The sequence below is a fragment of the Escherichia sp. AM3 genome, from assembly GCF_032029835.1.
Classification (GTDB): domain Bacteria; phylum Pseudomonadota; class Gammaproteobacteria; order Enterobacterales; family Enterobacteriaceae; genus Escherichia; species Escherichia coli.
On sequence record NZ_JAVUPQ010000023.1, the window covers coordinates 1 to 19,996 of the forward strand.

A 19,996-nucleotide genomic window follows, 5' to 3' on the forward strand; every position below is an offset into this window, starting at 1 on the left:
CTGATAGAAACAGAAGCCACTGGAGCACCTCAAAAACACCATCATACACTAAATCAGTAAGTTGGCAGCATCACCCACGGCTATATCCACGCGAATTGACAATAACAATGTAGTAGCACTGCATTATTTCATAAATATGAATTATCAATTGACTGGCATATAGTAGATTATTTTCTTATTTGTCCAATTAACCGGCGAAAACTTAATTTCTCCTGTAAAACAAATGGCGATTACCAGGCCTGCTTATGCAGATCGGTACGCGTAAAAGGTTTATCCAGCGGCCCTACTGCAGTGGCGATTTGCCCCAGCAGGGATTGAGTCGGCGCTTTATTACCGCTATGCAACAGGATGAGCGGGACCATCACCAGGCACGCGACGCCCCCCCAGGAAATACGCACGTTTTCCGAATGGGTGGTACGTTTTTGCAGCAACAGGAACAAAGCGCTGCCGACAGCGCCGAGCAGCAGGCCAGCGATCACTTCCGAGACGGAATGCGCATGGATGACCAACCGTGAATACCCCACCACAGCGGCCAGAATATAGCCGGTGGCGACGGCTGCTTTTTGCAAACCCGCGGAAAAACGAGCACTAAGCAGCCACAGGAAGATAGGCCAGAAGGCCGCGGAAAGCGCTGAGTGGCCGCTGAAGCCGGTGTAATCCAGCTCGCGAATACCCAGCCCCCAGCCCATAAAGGCCAGTTTGGAGGCGCAGACGATGGCGCCGGTGATGCCGAACAGCAAACTCCACTGCCACGCCAGCAACCGTGACGTTTTACGCAGCATCAGGACAATAAACAGCGCCGCTGCGCTGGGCAGCAAAACGGTGCTATCGCCAAAAAATGAGATGAGTTGCCAGTTCATATACCTGTGATCCTTCGATGATGTCCACTGCCGTGCTCAGGGATTATCCGTAATGTCTGTACCAGCTCGCATGCCAATTCATTTCACATTTTTATGCATGCAAGTGAGATGTTTAAAGCGGAAACATGATCGCAGTCAAGTTTTATTTTTGGCTGACGTTGACCGCTTTCTCTGCGCTTTAGGAATTGTCGCACTAAGTGACTATTCACAAAGCATTATTGCCGCTACTCCGACCATTGCACCACAGAGGCCAGAGGCAAACTACCAGAAGTCTCCGAAGCCATACGTTTCTTTACAATCGTTATAACATTCACGTTATGAATAATTTCTGCATAACGTTATGAGCGGCGTGGCAAAATACCCCTGCCCTGCCGCTCACTCTTACGCCGGCGCTCAGGCCAGCAATTTTTTAATGCTTTCGCGGAATTTGGTACCTTCTTTCAGGTTACGCATCCCGTAGGTGACGAAGGCCTGCATGTAGCCCATTTTTTTACCGCAGTCATAGCTTTCGCCGGTCATCAGCATCGCGTCAACGGACTGCTTCTTCGCCAGTTCGGCAATGGCGTCGGTTAGCTGGATACGGCCCCAGGCGCCCGGCTGGGTTCGTTCAAGTTCAGCCCAGATATCTGCCGACAACACGTAGCGGCCCACCGCCATCAGGTCGGAGTCCAGGGTCTGTGGTTCGTCCGGTTTTTCAATGAACTCAACGATACGCGCCACCTGCCCTTCCGCCACCATGGGCTCTTTGGTCTGGATAACGGAGTATTCGGAGAGATCGCCCGGCATGCGTTTCGCCAGCACCTGACTGCGGCCAGTCTCGTTAAAACGGGCGACCATGGCAGCGAGGTTATAGCGCAGCGGGTCCGCAGTGCCGCCATCGAGAATGATATCCGGCAGCACCACCACAAACGGGTTGTCCCCGACTACCGGGCGGGCGCATAGGATGGAGTGGCCCAGACCCAGCGGCTGTGCCTGGCGCACGTTCATGATGGTTACACCCGGCGGGCAAATGGCCTGGACTTCCGCCAGCAGCTGGCGCTTCACGCGCTGCTCAAGCAGGGCTTCCAGCTCGTAGGAGGTATCAAAGTGGTTTTCCACCGCATTCTTCGAGGAGTGCGTCACCAGAACAATCTCTTTGATCCCGGCGGCGACGATTTCGTCAACGATGTACTGAATCATTGGCTTATCAACGATCGGCAGCATCTCCTTTGGAATTGCCTTTGTGGCCGGCAGCATATGCATGCCTAGTCCTGCGACCGGAATAACCGCTTTCAAATTCGCCATATTCATCTTCACCTGTTTGGTTGCAAAACACGCGGTTTTGCAAAATTGTACATGTCACAAATTCATTGAAACTGATAATACACGGATACTGCCCGAGCATATGCCCGCCAAATTCTTAAATTCACTGTCACGTAAAAGAATACACACAACTCCCTTTTACCAACAGTTAAAACTGAGAATAATCTTATTCTCGTTCAGGTTATTCAGCGGCTCGTTCCTTTGCTCCGCACGATGTGGCTGAGATGCCCGTCTATCGGGACCTGTTGGACGTCGGACCCGCCGCGCGTATGCCCGAAAAGAATATATAGATAATAAATTTCGCCAGGCAATATACTTCAGTATAAACAGCCGGATATGACGACATATTAGCCTGAATCCGCGGCTGTGAACTGCGATCCACCCTATTCTGCACTCACTTCATAATATGAATTATGCCGGTTTTGTAAGCGGGCTTCGCGCTTCGCTTCTGCTCTGCGCATCAGCGCTCACCGTGACGAACCGCGCGAGTAAGCCCTTTTGCCACCCTCGCTGAAACGCAGCGGATAAAGTTCTGATATCGGAAAGCTTATTCCATGGTCGCCGCCATGGTGTTATTTTTTCACTGTTCTTTTCCGGAACATAATTCTTATCGGTTCGCTTAATCCGCTGGAAATATATCCACCCACGGCAGAGCGATGTCCGCGTCGTTATTGCCTGTATAAGTTCACAGAGATATTGCAATTGCCTCTGGATAAGTAAGGGGAGATTGCACTATGCAAATGCAGCACCTGATGGTTGGCTATCCTAAGTACTACCAAACAGCCGATTATGCGTTGAGGCTTTCAGTAATGGCTGATATAGCAACAATGAGAATGAAGGCTCTGCACTTCTGGGATAAACACGATATTTCTGCAGCGTCTGAAGCCTTTGGCGTATCCTGCCGCACGCCTTACTGGTGGCGTCAGTTACTGAACAAGGGAGGACCTGAGGGGCCAATCCCGCACAGTAAGGCACCTCTGGTGCGACGAAAAAAGCACTGGCATCCCGATGTGCTGAAAGAGATTCGACGCCTCAGGACAGAGCTGCCGAACCTCGGTAAAGAGCAGATTTTTGTTCGTCTGAAGCCCTGGTGCGTACAACGCCACCTGACCTGCCCGAGTGTTTCCACCATCGGCAGAATGATCGCCACCGCACACGATAAAATGCGGATGATACCAGTACGTCTGAGCTCGCGGGGTAAGGCTCTGTTTGTCAAAAAGCGAACCACCAAACCCCGCAGGCCAAAGCACTATCGTCCGGTAAAGACCGGAGAGCTCATTGGGATGGACGCCATTGAGCTCAGAATGGGTGAAATGCGTCGCTATATCATTACCATGATCGACGAACACAGCGATTACGCACTGGCGCTGGCTGTGCCGTCGCTCAACAGTGATATCGTCAATCACTTTTTCAGCCGTGCAGCCCGGCTGTTTCCTATCGGTATCAGCCAGATCATCTCAGATAACGGGAAAGAGTTCCTGGGAAGCTTTGACAAAACGCTGCAGGAAGCCGCCATCAAACACATCTGGACCTATCCCTACACGCCAAAAATGAACGCTATCTGTGATCGTTTTAACCGGACATTAAGAGAGCAATTTATTGAGTTTAATGAAATTTTACTCTTTGAGGATCTGGCGTTGTTTAACCAGAAGCTGGCGGAATATCTGGTGCTGTATAACAGCAAAAGACCCCACAAGGCGCTCGCACTAATGACGCCCGTGGAATATATGTTAAAAGAGAACAAAAATTGCAATATGTGGTGGACCCATACATTGCATTTTAGACTAATCTTATCCATGATCGTGATAACACATACTGCAGTCGTACAGGTTTTAATACATATGGAATGGATTGCCGATCCGTCAATCTGGGCAGGTCTTGTCACGCTGGTGGTTATCGAACTGGTGTTGGGTATCGATAACCTAGTCTTTATCGCTATCCTCGCCGAGAAGCTCCCTCCCGCCCAGCGCGACCGAGCGCGGATCACTGGCCTGATGCTGGCGATGGTGATGCGTCTCCTGCTGCTGGCCTCTATCTCCTGGCTGGTCACCCTTACTCAACCGCTGTTCAGCTTCCGCTCGTTTACCTTTAGCGCCCGCGACTTAATCATGCTGTTTGGTGGTTTCTTCCTGTTGTTCAAAGCCACGATGGAGCTGAACGAACGGCTGGAAGGGAAAGATAGCAATAACCCCACGCAACGCAAAGGTGCGAAGTTCTGGGGCGTGGTGACACAAATAGTGGTGCTGGACGCTATCTTCTCACTCGACTCGGTGATTACCGCCATCGGGATGGTCGACCATTTACTGGTCATGATGGCCGCCGTGGTTATCGCTATCAGCCTGATGTTGATGGCCAGCAAGCCGTTAACCCAGTTCGTTAACAGTCATCCGACGATCGTTATTCTCTGCTTAAGCTTCCTGTTGATGATTGGCTTTAGTCTGGTGGCGGAAGGTTTCGGCTTCGTCATTCCGAAAGGCTACCTGTACGCTGCCATTGGTTTCTCGGTGATGATCGAGGCGTTCAATCAGTTGGCTATCTTTAACCGGCGACGTTTTCTTTCCGCTAACCAGACACTGCGCCAGCGGACTACCGAAGCGGTAATGCGCCTGCTTAGCGGGCAAAAAGAAGATGCGGAACTGGACGCCGAAACCGCGTCCATGCTGGTGGATCATGGTAACCAGCAGATCTTTAATCCGCAGGAACGGCGGATGATTGAGCGGGTACTTAATCTTAACCAGCGTACCGTCAGCAGCATTATGACGTCGCGCCACGATATTGAGCATATCGATCTCAACGCGCCGGAAGACGAGATCCGCCAGTTGCTGGAGCGAAATCAGCATACGCGGCTTGTCGTTACTGATGGCGATGACGCAGAAGATTTGCTCGGTGTTGTTCACGTTATCGACCTGTTACAACAGTCACTGCGCGGCGAACCGCTCAACCTGCGGGTGTTGATTCGTCAGCCGCTGGTGTTCCCGGAAACCTTGCCGTTGTTACCTGCCCTGGAGCAGTTCCGTAATGCCCGCACACACTTTGCTTTTGTGGTGGATGAGTTTGGCTCGGTGGAAGGGATTGTGACATTAAGTGACGTCACTGAAACCATTGCCGGTAACTTACCGAACGAAGTGGAAGAGATCGACGCCCGCCATGATATTCAGAAGAATGCGGACGGTTCCTGGACGGCGAATGGTCATATGCCGCTGGAAGATCTGGTGCAATATGTGCCGCTGCCGCTGGATGAAAAACGTGAATATCACACCATTGCCGGGCTATTGATGGAATATTTGCAGCGTATTCCAAAACCTGGCGAAGAAGTTCAGGTGGGGGATTATTTGCTTAAAACGTTGCAGGTAGAAAGCAATCGCGTGCAGAAGGTGCAGATTATTCCGCTGCGTAAGGATGGCGAGATGGAGTACGAGGTGTGATGGTATCGGCCATTTTACCCAATGCTGCGTAACGCCTTATAACTTCAGCAATGAAGCGTTGTCTGTGGTACATGGACATCACAGCGGGGGTGTGGGTCCGGCTGTAAATCGCCGAATCGTTTCCTGTAGGCCGGGGCAGCCCACATGGATGTGGGCTGAGGGCGCGTTTTACAGTGATGTTACCTCGCGCCCGTACCCGATAGCCGAAAGGAATAAGATGAGGGAACCACGCCAGCGGCGATTTACCGCCGGGAGCCTGGGTTGCCAGGGTGGTGGCGATTGAGCCACCCTGGCACGTTCACCGGCTTGAGCGTTCCATAGTAGCGAGGAACATCAAGTGAACGGAACAGCCTTCGATCTTACATATTCAGAATATAATGGTGCCGCCACGAACGCCTGATGCGACGCTTTACGCGTCTTATCAGGCCTACAGGACAGGTCACCTGGTAACCTACATCTTCTCCAGCAACTTCTTCACATCTTTGCCATTGCGGGAATCTTTATTCCGCTCGGCCCAGTCGTTAAGACGGCGTTTTGCTTCATCCTGTAGATGTTTACGCAGTAACTGATCCACTTGCAGGCTGTAATTAAGTTGCTGCCAGTTGCCATAAACCCGCAGCGGTACTGGCGTTTCTTTGAGGAAATCAATCAGTTTGCTTTCTCCGTTCCAGCCACCCACGACCCGAATATCAAACTGGGTGTCGCAGGTTTGCTCCGCCAGATTCAACGTACCAGCCCCGGAAAGCGCCAGCATGGGCGATTGACCTTGCATGTCGTTTAACGTCACGACGCCATCCTTCAACGTCAAATCGGTGGTAAAGCGGTCAAGACGCGTCACGTTATCGAAGTTTTCAGCGGCCTTCACATCACCACCATTACGTTCTACCGCTTGCTGAATCATCTGCTGGAAGTTCATCCCTTCCATGCGTGTGTCGGTCATTTCGACATGTGCCTGTCCTTGCCAGTTGTGGCGGAATGCGTCGGCATCTATGTCAGCACCGGAGAAATCACCAGCCAGTGACATCTTTCCGGTCAACGAAATCGGATAGTTAAACGCCTTCAGAATGGTGCCAATCTCAACGTTTTCCAGCCGTGGCTGGAAGTTTATCCGCGGATTTATTGATGTCGCGTCCAACGTGCCCGGCAGTGAAACCTGTCCACCGTTAAGTTTGCCCTGCAGTTGAGTAATTTCCAGCAAACCCGACTTGTTGGTCATTTGCGTGGCAACATCTGTAAAATTCATTCCGCGCCAGCGCACGTTACTGGCCTGCAACAAAATATCAGCCGTAAAGCCTTGCAGTCCCTGATAGGCCGGTTCATCAATACGCGAAGAAATGACCGGGCGCGGCAACGTTGATTGGCTCAGCCCTTGCTCCGCGGCACCGTTCTCACCATTCGCTGTTTCATTAAGGGGGATGAGGTTGTCAAGATTCAGTTGCGGGAATTGCAGTCTCAGCTGCCATTCCGGTTTCTCTGTCAACGTGACCTGTGCTTGCCCGCTCAGCGTACTGTCATTGGCGGTCAAACTAATTTGGTTAAATGAAAGGCGTTTATGTGACTCCTGCCACTGGACCTGGAAACTCCCCTGCCCCTGAATACCTTGTTTTGGTAAATCGGCACCCTGCAACTGCCAGTTAATTTGTTCAATAGCCGCCATTAAATCATGCGGATAATCAGAAGCATCCACCGTACCGTTAAGGGATATCGTGAGATCGCGCTGATCGCGATTAACCCGCCCGGAGAACTCAAATGAGCCACGATGTTGGGGATCTTGTTCCATTTGCAGGCGGATATTGCGGATTGTCACCTGCTCGTCATCTTCATGCTGGAACACCAGAACGCTGTCCGCCACCTTAAGACTGGATATATCAAACGACCATCCGCGATCGTCTGACAGATCCGGCAAGGTATTGTCGCGCGGTGCAACCGGAGCGTCTTCACTGCGCACAGCTTCCGTCTGCGGCGTCAGTTGGATCACTGCCCCCTTTAGCATCACCTGCTTAACGCTCAGTTGATGACTCAGTAGTGGTAAAAGCGCCACGTCCAGACGCATGTTGTAGGCGCGAACCAGTGGCTGGCTTGCGCCCTGGGCGGTGAGAGACATTCGCCCGGAGAGGATACTAAGCTGCGGCCAGACGTGCCAACGCAGTGGCCCGTCGAGCTGCAATTGATAACCGCTACGTGCAGCAACTTGCTTGACCATATAGTCGCGGAAATCATTCGGATTCACCAGCAATACTAACGCAGATAACCCGGCCACCAGCACGACCAGGAGTATCATCAGCGTCGTCAGAAATCGTCTCATGGTATCCTCAATGGGCCTGAATTAGTCTTTATCGATTCGGCTGGCTACCGCGCCCTGCTGGTTGCGATATTTCGCATCTTCACGGCGGTTGTAAGGTCGCGCCGCCGGGCCGGAGAGCGGCTCAAAGCTCAGCGCACCAATTAACATGCCCGGACGCAGCGCCAGCGGCAGCTTACCGGAGTTGTAAAACTCCAGCACAATGCAGCCAGACCAGCCCGGATCGATACGGTGCGCGGTGACGTGCACCATCAGCCCCAGACGCGCCAGTGAAGAACGCCCGTCCAGCCAGCCCACCAGATCGGCTGGCAGCGTCACCGACTCCAGCGTCACCGCCAGCGCCAGCTCTCCTGGGTGAAGATAAAACGCCTCGCCCTCGTCGAGCACGATTTCATCGCTCATCACGCGGTCAAGCGCGGCGCTCACTTCATCTTTGGGACCGCTCAGATCGATAAACGCTGCCGTGTGACCACGGAAGGTACGAAATTTATTGCCCAGGCGCACATCCACCGTCGCGCCGTTAATACGCTCCACTGGCGGACGTGGGTTGATCGACAAACGGCCTTCATCAAGCCAGGCTTCAATATCTCGGTCACACAGACGCATGGCATTTTCTCCTTTCGCGCATCACTCCCTTAACGCCAATTACGTCAAGGGCATACCAGGTTATCACTGAACGGTACACAATTTATCAAGCTTATTCAAAGAACTGACTTATTTTCGCTTTCAATATATCGATCGCGATGCGGTTTTTCCCGCCGCGCGGCACGATAATGTCCGCATATTGTTTAGAAGGCTCAATGAATTGCAGGAACATCGGGCGCACGGTTTTTTGATATTGCGCCATCACTGAATCCATTGAACGCCCACGCTCGTTAACGTCACGCTTGATGCGGCGCATCAGGCAGATATCCAGCGGGGTATCAACGAAAATTGAGAAGTTAAGTTCGTCACGCAAACGCGCATCCGTCAGCAGCAAAATGCCTTCGAGAATGATGACTTTCTTCGGCTCAACTGTCACCGTTTCTTTCATACGCGTATGTTCAACATAGCTGTAAACCGGCAGGTCAATGGCCGAGCCGCGTTTCAATGCTTGTAAATGCTCAAGCAGCAGGCTGTGATCCATCGCGCTGGGATGGTCGTAGTTGGTCTTAACGCGTTCTTCCATCGACAGATGGCTTTGATCTTTGTAATAGCAGTCTTCGGGAATTACGCCGATGTGTTCATCACCGACTTGCTCACGTAATTCACGATAAAGGGTACTGGCAATAAGACTCTTGCCGGAAGCCGATGCGCCAGCGATACCGATAATGACGCACTGATGAGACTGATCAGTCATATATTTAGCGACCTGATTAACCTGGATGTTAGGAAGGGGGCGACGAAGCGCCAAACGCGGCAATTATAGGGATTTCATCCGCCTGATACCAGTCGAATAGTGTTGCCGCGCGCTCAGAGTTAATTGTTGACGAAGAATTCCCGGTGGCAAATTACGTTGATCAGTTTTATACAAGGTAAAAAATGTTATACGCCGTTGCGCAAATTATCCGCCTTTACGTCACTTTATGAGCAATTCGCATATAAAATGTAAAACTTTTGTACTAGCAAAAACACAGAAACGAATACTGGCGACCTGGTCTTGCGGATAAAGCGGTAATGAGCAAACAATCACAGCATGTATTAATTGCCCTGCCCCACCCGCTGCTTCACCTGGTCAGTTTAGGTTTAGTCTCGTTTATCTTTACCCTTTTCTCGCTTGAGCTTTCGCAGTTTGGCACCCAACTCGCCCCACTGTGGTTCCCGACGTCCATCATGATGGTGGCGTTTTATCGCCATGCCGGGCGCATGTGGCCAGGGATTGCGCTGAGCTGCTCGCTGGGAAATATCGCCGCATCCATCCTGCTTTTTTCCACCAGCTCGCTGAACATGACCTGGACGACCATCAATATTGTTGAAGCCGTGGTCGGGGCAGTGCTACTGCGTAAATTGCTGCCGTGGTATAACCCATTGCAAAATCTGGCTGACTGGCTGCGTCTGGCACTCGGCAGCGCCATTGTTCCACCTCTGTTAGGGGGTGTTCTGGTTATCCTGCTGACGCCCGGAGACGATCCTCTCAGGGCATTTTTGATATGGGTACTGTCAGAATCCATCGGCGCACTGGCACTGGTGCCGCTGGGATTGTTATTTAAACCACACTATCTGCTGCGCCATCGCAACCCACGGTTGCTTTTTGAGTCGCTGCTCACGTTAGCCATCACACTGACGTTAAGCTGGCTTTCGATGCTGTATCTGCCGTGGCCTTTTACTTTCATTATTGTGCTGTTGATGTGGAGCGCCGTGCGCCTGCCACGAATGGAAGCCTTTTTGATCTTCCTTACCACGGTGATGATGGTGTCACTGATGATGGCCGCGGATCCCTCCCTGCTTGCTACGCCGCGTACATACCTGATGAGCCATATGCCGTGGCTACCGTTTTTGCTGATCCTGCTGCCCGCCAACATCATGACCATGGTGATGTATGCCTTTCGTGCGGAACGCAAACACATTTCCGAAAGCAAAACCCGCTTTCGGAACGCGATGGAATATTCCGCCATCGGCATGGCATTAGTGGGCACCGAGGGGCAATGGCTGCAATCCAACAAAGCGCTCTGCCAGTTTCTCGGTTACGGTCAGGAAGAACTGCGCGGACTCACCTTTCAGCAACTGACCTGGCCGGAGGATCTCAATAAAGATCTGCAACAGGTTGAAAAGCTGATCAGCGGTGAAATAAACACCTATTCAATGGAAAAACGCTACTACAACCGCAATGGCGATGTTGTCTGGGCGTTGCTTGCCGTCTCACTGGTGCGCCACACCGATGGTACGCCGCTCTATTTTATCGCTCAGATTGAAGACATTAACGAGCTAAAACGCACCGAACAGGTGAATCAGCAACTGATGGAGCGCATCACGCTGGCTAACGAAGCGGGCGGGATTGGCATCTGGGAGTGGGAGCTTAAGCCGAATATTTTTAGCTGGGATAAGCGGATGTTCGAGCTGTATGAAATTCCTCCGCATATCAAACCAAACTGGCAGGTGTGGTACGAGTGCGTGCTGCCGGAAGATCGCCAGCACGCCGAAAAAGTGATTCGCGATTCATTGCAATCGCGCTCTCCCTTTAAACTGGAATTTCGCATTGCCGTGAAAGATGGCATCCGCCATATCCGCGCCCTCGCCAACCGGGAACTGAATAAAGAAGGCGAAGTCGAACGTCTGCTCGGCATTAATATGGATATGACCGAGGTTAAACAGCTTAACGAGGCATTGTTTCAGGAAAAAGAGCGCCTGCACATTACGCTTGTACGCTTGATTCCATCGGTGAAGCCGTGGTCTGTATTGATATGGCGATGAAAATTACCTTTATGAATCCGGTGGCGGAGAAGATGAGCGGCTGGACGCAGGAAGAAGCGTTAGGTGTTCCACTCCTGACGGTGTTGCATATTACTTTTGGCGACAACGGACCATTAATGGAGAACATTTACAGTGCCGACACCTCACGTTCCGCGATTGAACAAGATGTGGTGTTGCACTGCCGAAGCGGCGGCAGCTACGACGTGCATTACAGTATTACGCCGTTAAGTACTCTGGACGGCAGCAATATTGGTTCGGTTCTGGTGATTCAGGACGTCACCGAATCGCGCAAAATGCTGCGCCAGCTGAGCTACAGCGCCTCCCATGATGCACTGACGCATCTCGCCAATCTCGCCAGTTTTGAGAAGCAACTACGCATCCTGCTGCAAACGGTAAACAGTACACATCAGCGACATGCACTGGTGTTTATCGATCTTGATCGCTTTAAAGCGGTGAATGACAGCGCCGGGCACGCCGCTGGCGACGCTTTGTTGCGCGAACTGGCGTCATTGATGCTGAGTATGCTGCGCTCCAGCGACGTGCTGGCGCGACTCGGTGGCGATGAATTTGGTCTGCTGCTGCCAGATTGTAATGTCGAAAGTGCGCGTTTTATCGCTACACGCATTATCAGCGCCGTAAATGACTATCACTTTATCTGGGAAGGACGTGTACATCGGGTAGGTGCCAGTGCCGGGATTACCTTGATTGATGACAACAATCATCAGGCGGCTGAAGTGATGTCGCAGGCTGATATCGCCTGTTATGCCTCCAAAAATGGTGGACGGGGCCGGGTGACGGTTTACGAACCGCAGCAAGCTGCCGCACATAGCGAACGGGCGGTGATGTCGCTTGATGAACAGTGGCGGATGATTAAAGAGAATCAGTTGATGATGATCGCCCACGGTATCGCTTCGCCGCGGATCCCGCAAGCGCGTAATTTGTGGCTGATTTCACTTAAGCTCTGGAGTTGCGAAGGCGAGATTATTGATGAACAAACATTTCGTCGTAGCTTCAGCGATCCGGCACTTAGCCATGCTCTTGACCGACGGGTATTCCACGATTTTTTCCAGCAGGCCGCAAAAGCGGTTACCAGTAAAGGCTTAAGCATCGCCCTCCCCCTTTCCGTTGCCGGTTTGAGTAGCACCACACTGGTAAATGAACTGCTTGAACAGCTGGAAAACAGCCCTTTACCACCACGGTTATTACATCTGATTATTCCGGCAGACGCGATTTTAGATCACGCAGAAAGCGTGCAAAAACTGCGGCTGGCGGGATGTCGGATCGTATTCAGTCAGGTGGGCCGCGATCTGCAAATCTTCAACTCGCTGAAAGTAAATATGGCAGATTACCTACTACTTGATGGTGAGTTATGCGCCAACGTGCAGGGAAATTTGATGGATGAGATGCTGATTACGATCATTCAGGGGCACGCTCAGCGGCTCGGGATGAAGACCATCGCCGGGCCAGTAGTTTTACCCCTGGTGATGGATACGCTTTCTGGCATCGGCGTCGATTTGATTTATGGTGATGTGATTGCCGATGCCCAACCGCTGGATTTGCTGGTGAATAGCAGTTATTTCGCGATTAACTAAGGCGTGCTTCCCCATCGCCTGATGCGGCGTATCAGGCCTACAATTCGTCCGTTCCGTCTGGTTGCCAGCCTTCCGTATACCAGATATGCAACAGCGCATAAGAACGCCAGGGCTTCCAGCGTTCGGCATAACGGCGGATTTGTGCCGGTGTCATTCCCGGAAATCGCTGTTTAATCAGATAATCATCCGGCAGGAAAACATCTTTCGCCTGCCAGCCGCGCAAGGCGAAATAATTCGCCGTCCAGCGCCCGATACCCGGAAAAGTTTGCAGCGTTTTCATCGCCTGCTCCACATCGCCCGGTATTGTCATTGGTAAGGTGCCCTCCAGCGCCGCATTTGCCAGATGAATCAGCGCCTCTGCCCGTTTCAACGGCATACCTAACGCTTTTAATGCCTGCGGATCTGCTGCTGCCAGCCGCTGAGGCGTGGGGAAGCAGACATAATCCGGAAAATCATCCAGCCGTTCGCCATAAAGCTGTGCCACTCTGGCGGTCAATTTTGCCGCCATCGCCACGCTCACCAGTTGGCCTAAAATCGCCCGCACGCCCTGCTCAGAAGCATCAACACTGCCGGGTAAACGCAATCCGGGCCGCGCCGCGCCTAACTTGCCCAACGCACCGTTAACAATCTGCGGGTTACATTGCAGATCAAACAGGCGGCTCATTTTCGCCAGACACTCTGCGGCAACAGGTTCTAAACCTGCACTTAAATTTATGTGCAGAGTATGGCGGGCTATATCCGGAATAGCAGTCACCACGCCGCGATATTCGCCCACCGCCAGACTACGGGCATAATAATCGTCAGCGACCGTTTCCACACCGTTCACCGCACGGGCGGCGAGAAATCCCAACATCCACGACCAGTCATATGGCGGCTGCCAGTTCAGGGTATACATCGCATCTCCTTGTTAATCCGCTTTCAGCATAAACGTTATTCAGACGCTACGCTTTGCTTTCATATTCCGGTTGTCGCGACGGCAACATTTCGCTAAAGTCACGCCCCTTCTTCACCGGCATGGGGATTATTTCGTGTTTATTGGTTTTGATTACGGTACAGCAAACTGTTCAGTGGCGGTCATGCGCGACGGTAAGCCGCAATTACTGAAAATGGAAAACGACAGCACGCTGCTGCCTTCAATGCTTTGCGCGCCAACGCGTGAAGCGGTAAGCGAATGGCTGTACCGCCATCATGATGTTCCGGCAGACGACGATGAAACGCAGGCGCTGTTGCGTCGGGCGATTCGTTATAACCGCGAAGAAGATATCGATGTTACGGCGAAAAGCGTGCAGTTCGGTCTTTCCTCACTGGCACAGTACATTGATGATCCAGAAGAGGTGTGGTTTGTGAAATCACCAAAATCATTCCTCGGTGCCAGCGGCTTAAAACCGCAGCAGGTAGCGCTGTTTGAGGATCTGGTCTGCGCAATGATGTTGCACATTCGCCAGCAGGCGCAGGCGCAGCTGCCGGATGCGATTACTCAGGCGGTGATTGGTCGCCCGATCAACTTCCAGGGGCTGGGCGGCGATGAAGCAAACACCCAGGCGCAAGGGATTCTGGAACGCGCGGCAAAGCGTGCCGGGTTTAAGGATGTGGTATTCCAGTACGAGCCGGTCGCGGCTGGGCTGGATTACGAAGCCACCTTGCAGGAAGAAAAACGGGTGCTGGTGGTGGATATCGGCGGTGGTACGACTGACTGTTCATTGCTGCTGATGGGGCCGCAGTGGCGTTCGCGTCTCGATCGTGAAGCCAGCCTGCTGGGTCACAGTGGTTGCCGTATTGGCGGTAACGATCTGGATATCGCGCTGGCGTTTAAAAACCTGATGCCGTTACTGGGCATGGGTGGCGAAACCGAAAAAGGCATCGCCCTGCCGATTCTGCCGTGGTGGAATGCGGTTGCCATCAACGACGTACCTGCGCAAAGTGATTTCTACAGTAGTGCCAACGGTCGTCTGCTTAACGATCTGGTACGCGATGCCCGCGAACCGGAAAAAGTGGCCCTGTTACAGAAAGTCTGGCGTCAGCGTTTAAGCTATCGCCTGGTACGTAGCGCAGAAGAGAGCAAAATTGCGCTTTCAAGCGTAGCGGAAACCCGCGCCTCACTGCCGTTTATCAGCGATGAACTGGCTACGCTGATTAGCCAGCAAGGGCTGGAAAGCGCCCTCAACCAGCCACTGGCGCGGATTCTGGAACAGGTGCAACTGGCGCTGGATAACGCCCAGGAAAAACCGGATGTTATCTATCTGACCGGCGGTAGCGCCCGTTCACCGCTGATTAAAAAAGCGCTGACAGAACAGTTGCCGGGCATTCCGATTGCAGGTGGCGATGACTTTGGCTCCGTCACCGCCGGGCTGGCACGCTGGGCGGAAGTGGTGTTTCGTTAATTGAAAACTGGCTCAGCAACGGCTTAAATCAGCCTGCGCCTGAGCCAGTTTTTCTGCCGCCTGACGTAGCGGTTCCATCAACGGCATGGTCCGTGCTGGAGCATGAAGGCGGAATCGCTGCAACTCTGTCGCACCGACAGTCAGCGCCGATTCCAGCCGATGTCGTTTGGCGGCCATTTTTGCCATTACCGCTTGTCTGTCTGCAGGCGTTACCGCTTCGTTCGGCCTGAAAACAAAACGGCGTTCGCAACTCGCTTTCCAGTCGATAACCGCCTGGGTCAGATGATCACCAAAACCTTTTACTTGCTTAACGCTCCGTCGGGTAACGTCTGCGGCGGTTTCAATACCAAAAGACCGTAACGCCGCTTTACGTGCTGGGCCTACGCCGGGAATAGAGGCAGCATCGATAAAAAATCCCTCCAGAAACTTCTGCTTCTGCCGTTCCCTTGCGTTGTCCTGAAGTGCTGCCAGAGCGCGTTTCTCCTCTTCCGGTAACCCAAGAATTTCGTCCTTCATTTTTTCGAGCATCGTCCGTTTGGCGATAAAACCTTCCAGCCCGCCCAACTGTTGGATCTGGCTGACTAAATGGTCATAGTCCATTTTTGCGCGATTAAAAGCCTCTCTTCGTCGCTGGACTTCTGCTTTGTACGCTTTGCTTGTAAGGCTGCCAATAATCCAGATAGCCGCCAGCACGGGAACCAAAATGATATAACGCGGTTCTACCTGAAGGCCGCAAAGCAGCAGCGATAACGCTGACAGTGCGATCTCAATCAGAATGATGTATTCACGCCGTAACAGGCCTAAAGGAAGCGGCCTGCCAGTCGGTTGGAAATGATCGGGTAATGGCAATTGCAATGCTGGCGGTGCTACTGACGCCATCACCATCGCCCAGACTTTCGCCAGCACAAAATCACCGCTGGTGGTAATGACCTCTTCGCCGAGATCAATAAAATAGATAACGCCTTGATTATCCAGCGCACACCACGGGCAGTCGGTCAAATGACCGGGGTAAATATGCATTGCCGAAACGGTACATTTCTTTAACTGTTGGCGTAGTAAATCAAGTGCCGCTACCCACGCTTTTGCCGTCGGACGCCCGGTTGCCACGCCACTTTCCGTGAATGCCTGCTGAAACATGGCTTCAACATCACCCGGTAACATCGACAGCGGAATAGATCGTGGCGGCGGTGTTAAACCACGTCGCTGATTATCTGACGCGTAGGCATAACGGAAATGGGCAATATCCGTCTCCAGTGCATTCCCCGCATCAGAGATAAGCGGCACACCAGAATAAGGATGCCGCCCACCAAACAAGACGTGAAAAATCAGCAACGCAAGGCCAAAATTATCGTGATTTTCTGTGCGTTCAAAGCCGATAAATGACGACAAGGTTTGTAGCTCTGGCGGCGTAAAATACGACACGCCGACTTCGCATAAATGCAGCGTGCCATTGGCGTTAATCTGAAAGGAGTCGCTATCAATCAACACCACTTTGCTGTCGCGACCTACCATAAAGCTGTTCTGGTTTACGTCACCCACGACGTGCCCGTGCTCGTGAATCGTAGCAAAAGATGAAGCAATATTGCGCGCAACATAGAGTAGAAAATCCCACGCACAGTGAGGGTAACTCTGGCGACGATGTGCCGCGGGCTATAGATCATATGAATCGGTTCTTTACCAGAAACTTTTGGCATCATAAAACCGATAACCTTTCCGCCTCGTCCACCGTGAAGCGTTGCCTGCGGCCAGGCGACATAATTCAACAATTGCGCGTCAGCTGTCGCAGCCATAAAGGCAAGTTTGTCCTGTTTTAAGGCGGGTGGCGGCGTGTGATAAATCTTGGCGACGCTATCGACAAACTCCTCGATATCATAAACCGCACCTTCGCCGCCTTTGCCCAGTTCACGGCCAGGCGTAACGCACTCACCAGTAGCAGTATATAAAGTGGGTTTCATGGTAACCACAGCGCCAGTGCCAACGTTTTATCATCATCGGTACGCTCGTTTACCGCCGGGCTGGACAAAAACTGCTTTAACAATTCAGGTAATAAATCGAGTTGTTCCTGCGTTGCTGACGCCAGTCCATTGAAAAACGGGGTAAAGAAAGGCACATGCGGAGAATTATCCAGCATATTTAACGCCAGTCGCTGAATACCATCCGTAAATGCTGCAACTTTATGCGCACGCTCAGTACTGGTGTAAGTTTCCAGTCTGGAAACAGCATCGTCATCGGTAATGAAGTGCGTCATATTGGCATATTCCCCCACCATCGGCGTGAGCGGCAGTTGCAAACCGTGACCCAAATCTACCACCACGCCGCCATCGCCAATCTGCATAATCAAGGTGCCATTAGCTGATGAAATCAATCCCAAAAACGTGCAGGCAAAATCGCGAACCGCTAATTCTTTGGCTTCCGCCTCGGCAAAAAGTCGCTGACGAATGGTCAGCACAATGTCCGTTGCGAGGACATCATTAAGCCCCAATTCCCCGCCCTGCACTTTTTGCGACATATAAGCCATCGCTTCATTGACGGCGAGCATCGCACCTTCGCCACCCTGCGAGACGCTGCCTGCGCCATCAGCGACAAATACCGACAATAATGGCTGCTGGTCTTCTAACCAGGCAACCTGCATCTGGCAGGCATCCTGGCAAGACAAGTCAGCGCTGATGTGCGACGTTCCAACGGCTGATGCATAAACCAGACGCCAGCTCACACTGACGTCCAGCCTTTTGGCGCTTCCAGCACAACTTCCGTTCCCGGCGTGGAGCGGGAAACCGAACGCAGCGAACTGGATAACCAGCTAAACAGTTCGCGGAATTGTAATCCTTGAAGAGGCAAAGGCTGACGAACGCTGATTTGGGCCAGCGTCTTCATATCCGCCCCCTGAACACCGATGGAAAAGAAGGCAAACTTCTTATCTTCTTCCCCCTGAAACACCTTGTTGGCAGCAGCCTGCCACTCATCGGTTGGTGCGCCATCGGTAATCAGGAAAATCCACGGACGATAATAGGAAATACCATTGGCGCGATACTCACGTTTGCGCTCCTCAACCATATTCAGGGCTTTGGTAATGGCGGCGCCCATTGGTGTATCCCCATGGGCAAACAGGATGGGCGGGAAAAAATTAGCGGCACTGGTAAATGGTTGTTCCACATGCACCGGGCCGAACGTCACAATACCGAGTTCCACTCTTTTTAAGGCCAGCGAATCGGCAAGCAGCTCATCGCGAAAGGTAACCAATCCGGCGTTAAGTTCATTAATAGGTCTACCGTTCATAGAACCAGAAACATCCAGCAGCAAAATGCAGGGGCAACGTGGTTCCGGGTTACTGGCAAAATCGCTGGTGGCAAACGTGATTTGTTCGCTCATAAGAAATCCTTTCTTAGAGAATTATTGAGGTCCGGTATCATACCGATTGCAATAATGAAATAAGAGCAAACGAAGAAACTTTCAGAATTAGGCCCGGCGGCGCAGAAAATTTTGCTATTCGCCTCGCAAGAACGGAGAGCCGTCGATTGACACTAAGGGCGGAGTGACATAATTTCAGGAGTGAGGGTTAGGGAGAGGTTTCCCCCCTCCCCCTGGTGTTCTTAGTAAGCCTGGAAGCTAATCACTAAGAGTATCACCAGTATGATGACGTGCTTCATCATAACCCTTTCCTTATTAAAAGCCCTCTTCTCCGGGAGAGGGTTTCCCGTTTCAGCGTCCCGCTGAAATCGTCGGCTTACCTCCTTTCGCCCTGAATGCAGTCTATCGCTAACGCGTGAACAAAATAGTTTCCTCTGTGATTATTGCGTAACGACTCGCAAAGAATATTTGCTGGCAGGATCGCAGACTACAAAGCCTGCGGATTGACAATCTTATCGTGAAGGCATAATTTCAGGAGTGAGGGTAGAGCGGGGTTTCCCCCGCCCTGGTAGTCTTAGTAAGCTGGCCAGCTAATAACTAAGAGCACCACGATGATGAGTAGCTTCATCATGACCCTTTCCTTATTTAAGGCCCCTTCCTCGGGAGGGGCTTTCCCGTTTCAGCGTCCCGCTGAAATCGGCGGCCTACCTCCTTTCGCCATGCAAGCAGTCTATCGCTAACTTGCAGATAAAATAGTTTCACATGTGATTATTGCGTAACGTCTCGCAAAGAATATTTGCTGGCAGGATCGCAGACTACAAAGCCTGCGGATTGACAATCTGATTGTGAAGGCATACTTTCAGGAGTGAGGGTAGAGCGGGGTTTCCCCCGCCCTGGTAGTCTTAGTAAGCCGGGAAGCTTATGACTAAGAGCACCACGATGATGATCCACTTCATCATGACCCTTTCCTTATTTAAGGCCCCTTCCTCGGGAGGGGCTTTCCCGTTTCAGCGTCCCGCTGAAATCATCGGCTTACCTCCTTTCGCCCTGAATGCAGTCTATCGCTGACTTGCGGATAAAATAGTTTCACATGTGATTATTGCGTGACGTCTCGCAAAGAATATTTGCTGGCAGGATCGCAGACTGCAAAGCCTGCGGATTGACAATCGGACCGTGAAGGCATACTTTCAGGAGTGAGGGTAGAGCGGGGTTTCCCCCGCCCTGGTAGTCTTAGTAAGCTGGGTAGCTAACGACTAAGAGCACCACGATGATGAGTATCTTCATCATGACCCTTTCCTTATTTAAGGCCCCTTCCTCGGGAGGGGCTTTCCCGTTTCAGCGTCCCGCTGAAATCGTCGGCCTACCTCCTTTTGCCCTGAATGCAGTCTATCGCTAA

At 52.1% G+C, this 19,996-nt stretch carries 14 protein-coding genes and 3 pseudogenes; 4 read left to right on the top strand and 13 right to left on the bottom strand.

Features of this window, described 5'->3' with window-relative positions:
• Window positions 1-230 precede the first annotated feature (230 nt).
• Both RTW80_RS11095 and galF read right to left on the bottom strand, forming a co-directional pair.
• Window positions 231-860, bottom strand: coding sequence for a phosphatase PAP2 family protein (locus tag RTW80_RS11095; RefSeq protein WP_032082730.1), 630 nt, complete (start codon window positions 858-860; stop codon window positions 231-233).
• Window positions 861-1,253: 393 nt separating this feature from the next.
• The gene (galF, locus tag RTW80_RS11100) at window positions 1,254-2,144 is read right to left on the bottom strand and encodes a GalU regulator GalF (RefSeq protein ID WP_024188874.1); all 891 of its coding nucleotides are present in this window, start codon (window positions 2,142-2,144) and stop codon (window positions 1,254-1,256) included.
• A gap of 752 nt (window positions 2,145-2,896) precedes the next feature.
• Here galF and RTW80_RS11105 point away from each other — a divergent pair.
• Window positions 2,897-3,931 (top strand): annotated as a pseudogene (locus tag RTW80_RS11105) (integrase core domain-containing protein); the annotation flags it as partial.
• Between the two features lie 72 nt (window positions 3,932-4,003).
• Window positions 4,004-5,587 (top strand): TerC family protein, encoded by a 1,584-nt coding sequence (locus RTW80_RS11110; RefSeq protein WP_172902687.1) that lies wholly within the window; start codon window positions 4,004-4,006, stop codon window positions 5,585-5,587.
• 451 nt (window positions 5,588-6,038) lie between these two features.
• On the opposite strand, the gene asmA is transcribed toward RTW80_RS11110, so the two are convergent.
• The 3 genes from asmA to udk form a co-directional block, all read right to left on the bottom strand.
• Window positions 6,039-7,892 (bottom strand): outer membrane assembly protein AsmA, encoded by a 1,854-nt coding sequence (asmA, locus tag RTW80_RS11115; RefSeq protein ID WP_312719108.1) that lies wholly within the window; start codon window positions 7,890-7,892, stop codon window positions 6,039-6,041.
• Between the two features lie 21 nt (window positions 7,893-7,913).
• Window positions 7,914-8,495, bottom strand: coding sequence for a dCTP deaminase (dcd, locus tag RTW80_RS11120; RefSeq protein WP_001234767.1), 582 nt, complete (start codon window positions 8,493-8,495; stop codon window positions 7,914-7,916).
• A gap of 91 nt (window positions 8,496-8,586) precedes the next feature.
• The gene (udk, locus tag RTW80_RS11125; protein WP_001295424.1) at window positions 8,587-9,228 is read right to left on the bottom strand and encodes a uridine kinase; all 642 of its coding nucleotides are present in this window, start codon (window positions 9,226-9,228) and stop codon (window positions 8,587-8,589) included.
• A gap of 317 nt (window positions 9,229-9,545) precedes the next feature.
• Here udk and RTW80_RS11130 point away from each other — a divergent pair.
• Window positions 9,546-12,871, top strand: a pseudogene (locus RTW80_RS11130) (diguanylate cyclase).
• A 37-nt stretch (window positions 12,872-12,908) separates the two neighbouring features.
• Here RTW80_RS11130 and alkA read toward each other — a convergent pair.
• Entirely contained in the window at window positions 12,909-13,766 is an 858-nt protein-coding gene (alkA, locus tag RTW80_RS11135; RefSeq protein ID WP_021514698.1) for a DNA-3-methyladenine glycosylase 2, read from the bottom strand.
• 133 nt (window positions 13,767-13,899) lie between these two features.
• On the opposite strand from alkA, the gene yegD reads away from it, so the two are divergent.
• Window positions 13,900-15,252 (top strand): molecular chaperone, encoded by a 1,353-nt coding sequence (gene yegD / locus RTW80_RS11140; protein WP_000469729.1) that lies wholly within the window; start codon window positions 13,900-13,902, stop codon window positions 15,250-15,252.
• A 12-nt stretch (window positions 15,253-15,264) separates the two neighbouring features.
• On the opposite strand, the pseudogene yegI reads toward yegD, so the two are convergent.
• The 7 genes and pseudogenes from yegI to RTW80_RS11175 form a co-directional block, all read right to left on the bottom strand.
• A pseudogene (gene yegI, locus RTW80_RS11145) lies at window positions 15,265-17,207 on the bottom strand (protein kinase YegI).
• Complete coding sequence (gene pphC / locus RTW80_RS11150; protein ID WP_000119087.1) at window positions 17,204-17,965, bottom strand: protein-serine/threonine phosphatase PphC; 762 nt, start codon at window positions 17,963-17,965, stop codon at window positions 17,204-17,206. The pseudogene yegI and the gene pphC overlap by 4 nt, the downstream one beginning before the upstream one ends.
• Window positions 17,962-18,621, bottom strand: a complete 660-nt coding sequence (locus RTW80_RS11155) for a vWA domain-containing protein (protein WP_000003158.1) — start codon at window positions 18,619-18,621, stop codon at window positions 17,962-17,964. The genes pphC and RTW80_RS11155 overlap by 4 nt, the downstream gene beginning before the upstream one ends.
• 221 nt (window positions 18,622-18,842) lie before the next feature.
• Window positions 18,843-18,902, bottom strand: a complete 60-nt coding sequence (ibsA, locus tag RTW80_RS11160) for a type I toxin-antitoxin system toxin IbsA (RefSeq protein ID WP_010723109.1) — start codon at window positions 18,900-18,902, stop codon at window positions 18,843-18,845.
• A gap of 272 nt (window positions 18,903-19,174) precedes the next feature.
• On the bottom strand, window positions 19,175-19,231 hold the full coding sequence (locus tag RTW80_RS11165; protein ID WP_100249772.1) for a type I toxin-antitoxin system Ibs family toxin: 57 nt from the start codon (window positions 19,229-19,231) through the stop codon (window positions 19,175-19,177).
• Between the two features lie 271 nt (window positions 19,232-19,502).
• Window positions 19,503-19,559 (bottom strand): type I toxin-antitoxin system Ibs family toxin, encoded by a 57-nt coding sequence (locus RTW80_RS11170; protein WP_012767741.1) that lies wholly within the window; start codon window positions 19,557-19,559, stop codon window positions 19,503-19,505.
• 271 nt (window positions 19,560-19,830) lie between these two features.
• Window positions 19,831-19,887 (bottom strand): type I toxin-antitoxin system Ibs family toxin, encoded by a 57-nt coding sequence (locus RTW80_RS11175; protein WP_100249771.1) that lies wholly within the window; start codon window positions 19,885-19,887, stop codon window positions 19,831-19,833.
• Window positions 19,888-19,996 lie beyond the last annotated feature (109 nt).

Coding starts and splice junctions, on each gene's coding strand:
- alkA (WP_021514698.1), bottom strand. CDS start 13,766: ATGTATACCCTGAACTGGCAGCCGCCATATGACTGGTCGTGGATGTTG.
- asmA (WP_312719108.1), bottom strand. CDS start 7,892: ATGAGACGATTTCTGACGACGCTGATGATACTCCTGGTCGTGCTGGTG.
- RTW80_RS11095 (WP_032082730.1), bottom strand. CDS start 860: ATGAACTGGCAACTCATCTCATTTTTTGGCGATAGCACCGTTTTGCTG.
- RTW80_RS11155 (WP_000003158.1), bottom strand. CDS start 18,621: ATGAGCGAACAAATCACGTTTGCCACCAGCGATTTTGCCAGTAACCCG.
- RTW80_RS11110 (WP_172902687.1), top strand. CDS start 4,004: ATGGAATGGATTGCCGATCCGTCAATCTGGGCAGGTCTTGTCACGCTG.
- dcd (WP_001234767.1), bottom strand. CDS start 8,495: ATGCGTCTGTGTGACCGAGATATTGAAGCCTGGCTTGATGAAGGCCGT.
- galF (WP_024188874.1), bottom strand. CDS start 2,144: ATGGCGAATTTGAAAGCGGTTATTCCGGTCGCAGGACTAGGCATGCAT.
- udk (WP_001295424.1), bottom strand. CDS start 9,228: ATGACTGATCAGTCTCATCAGTGCGTCATTATCGGTATCGCTGGCGCA.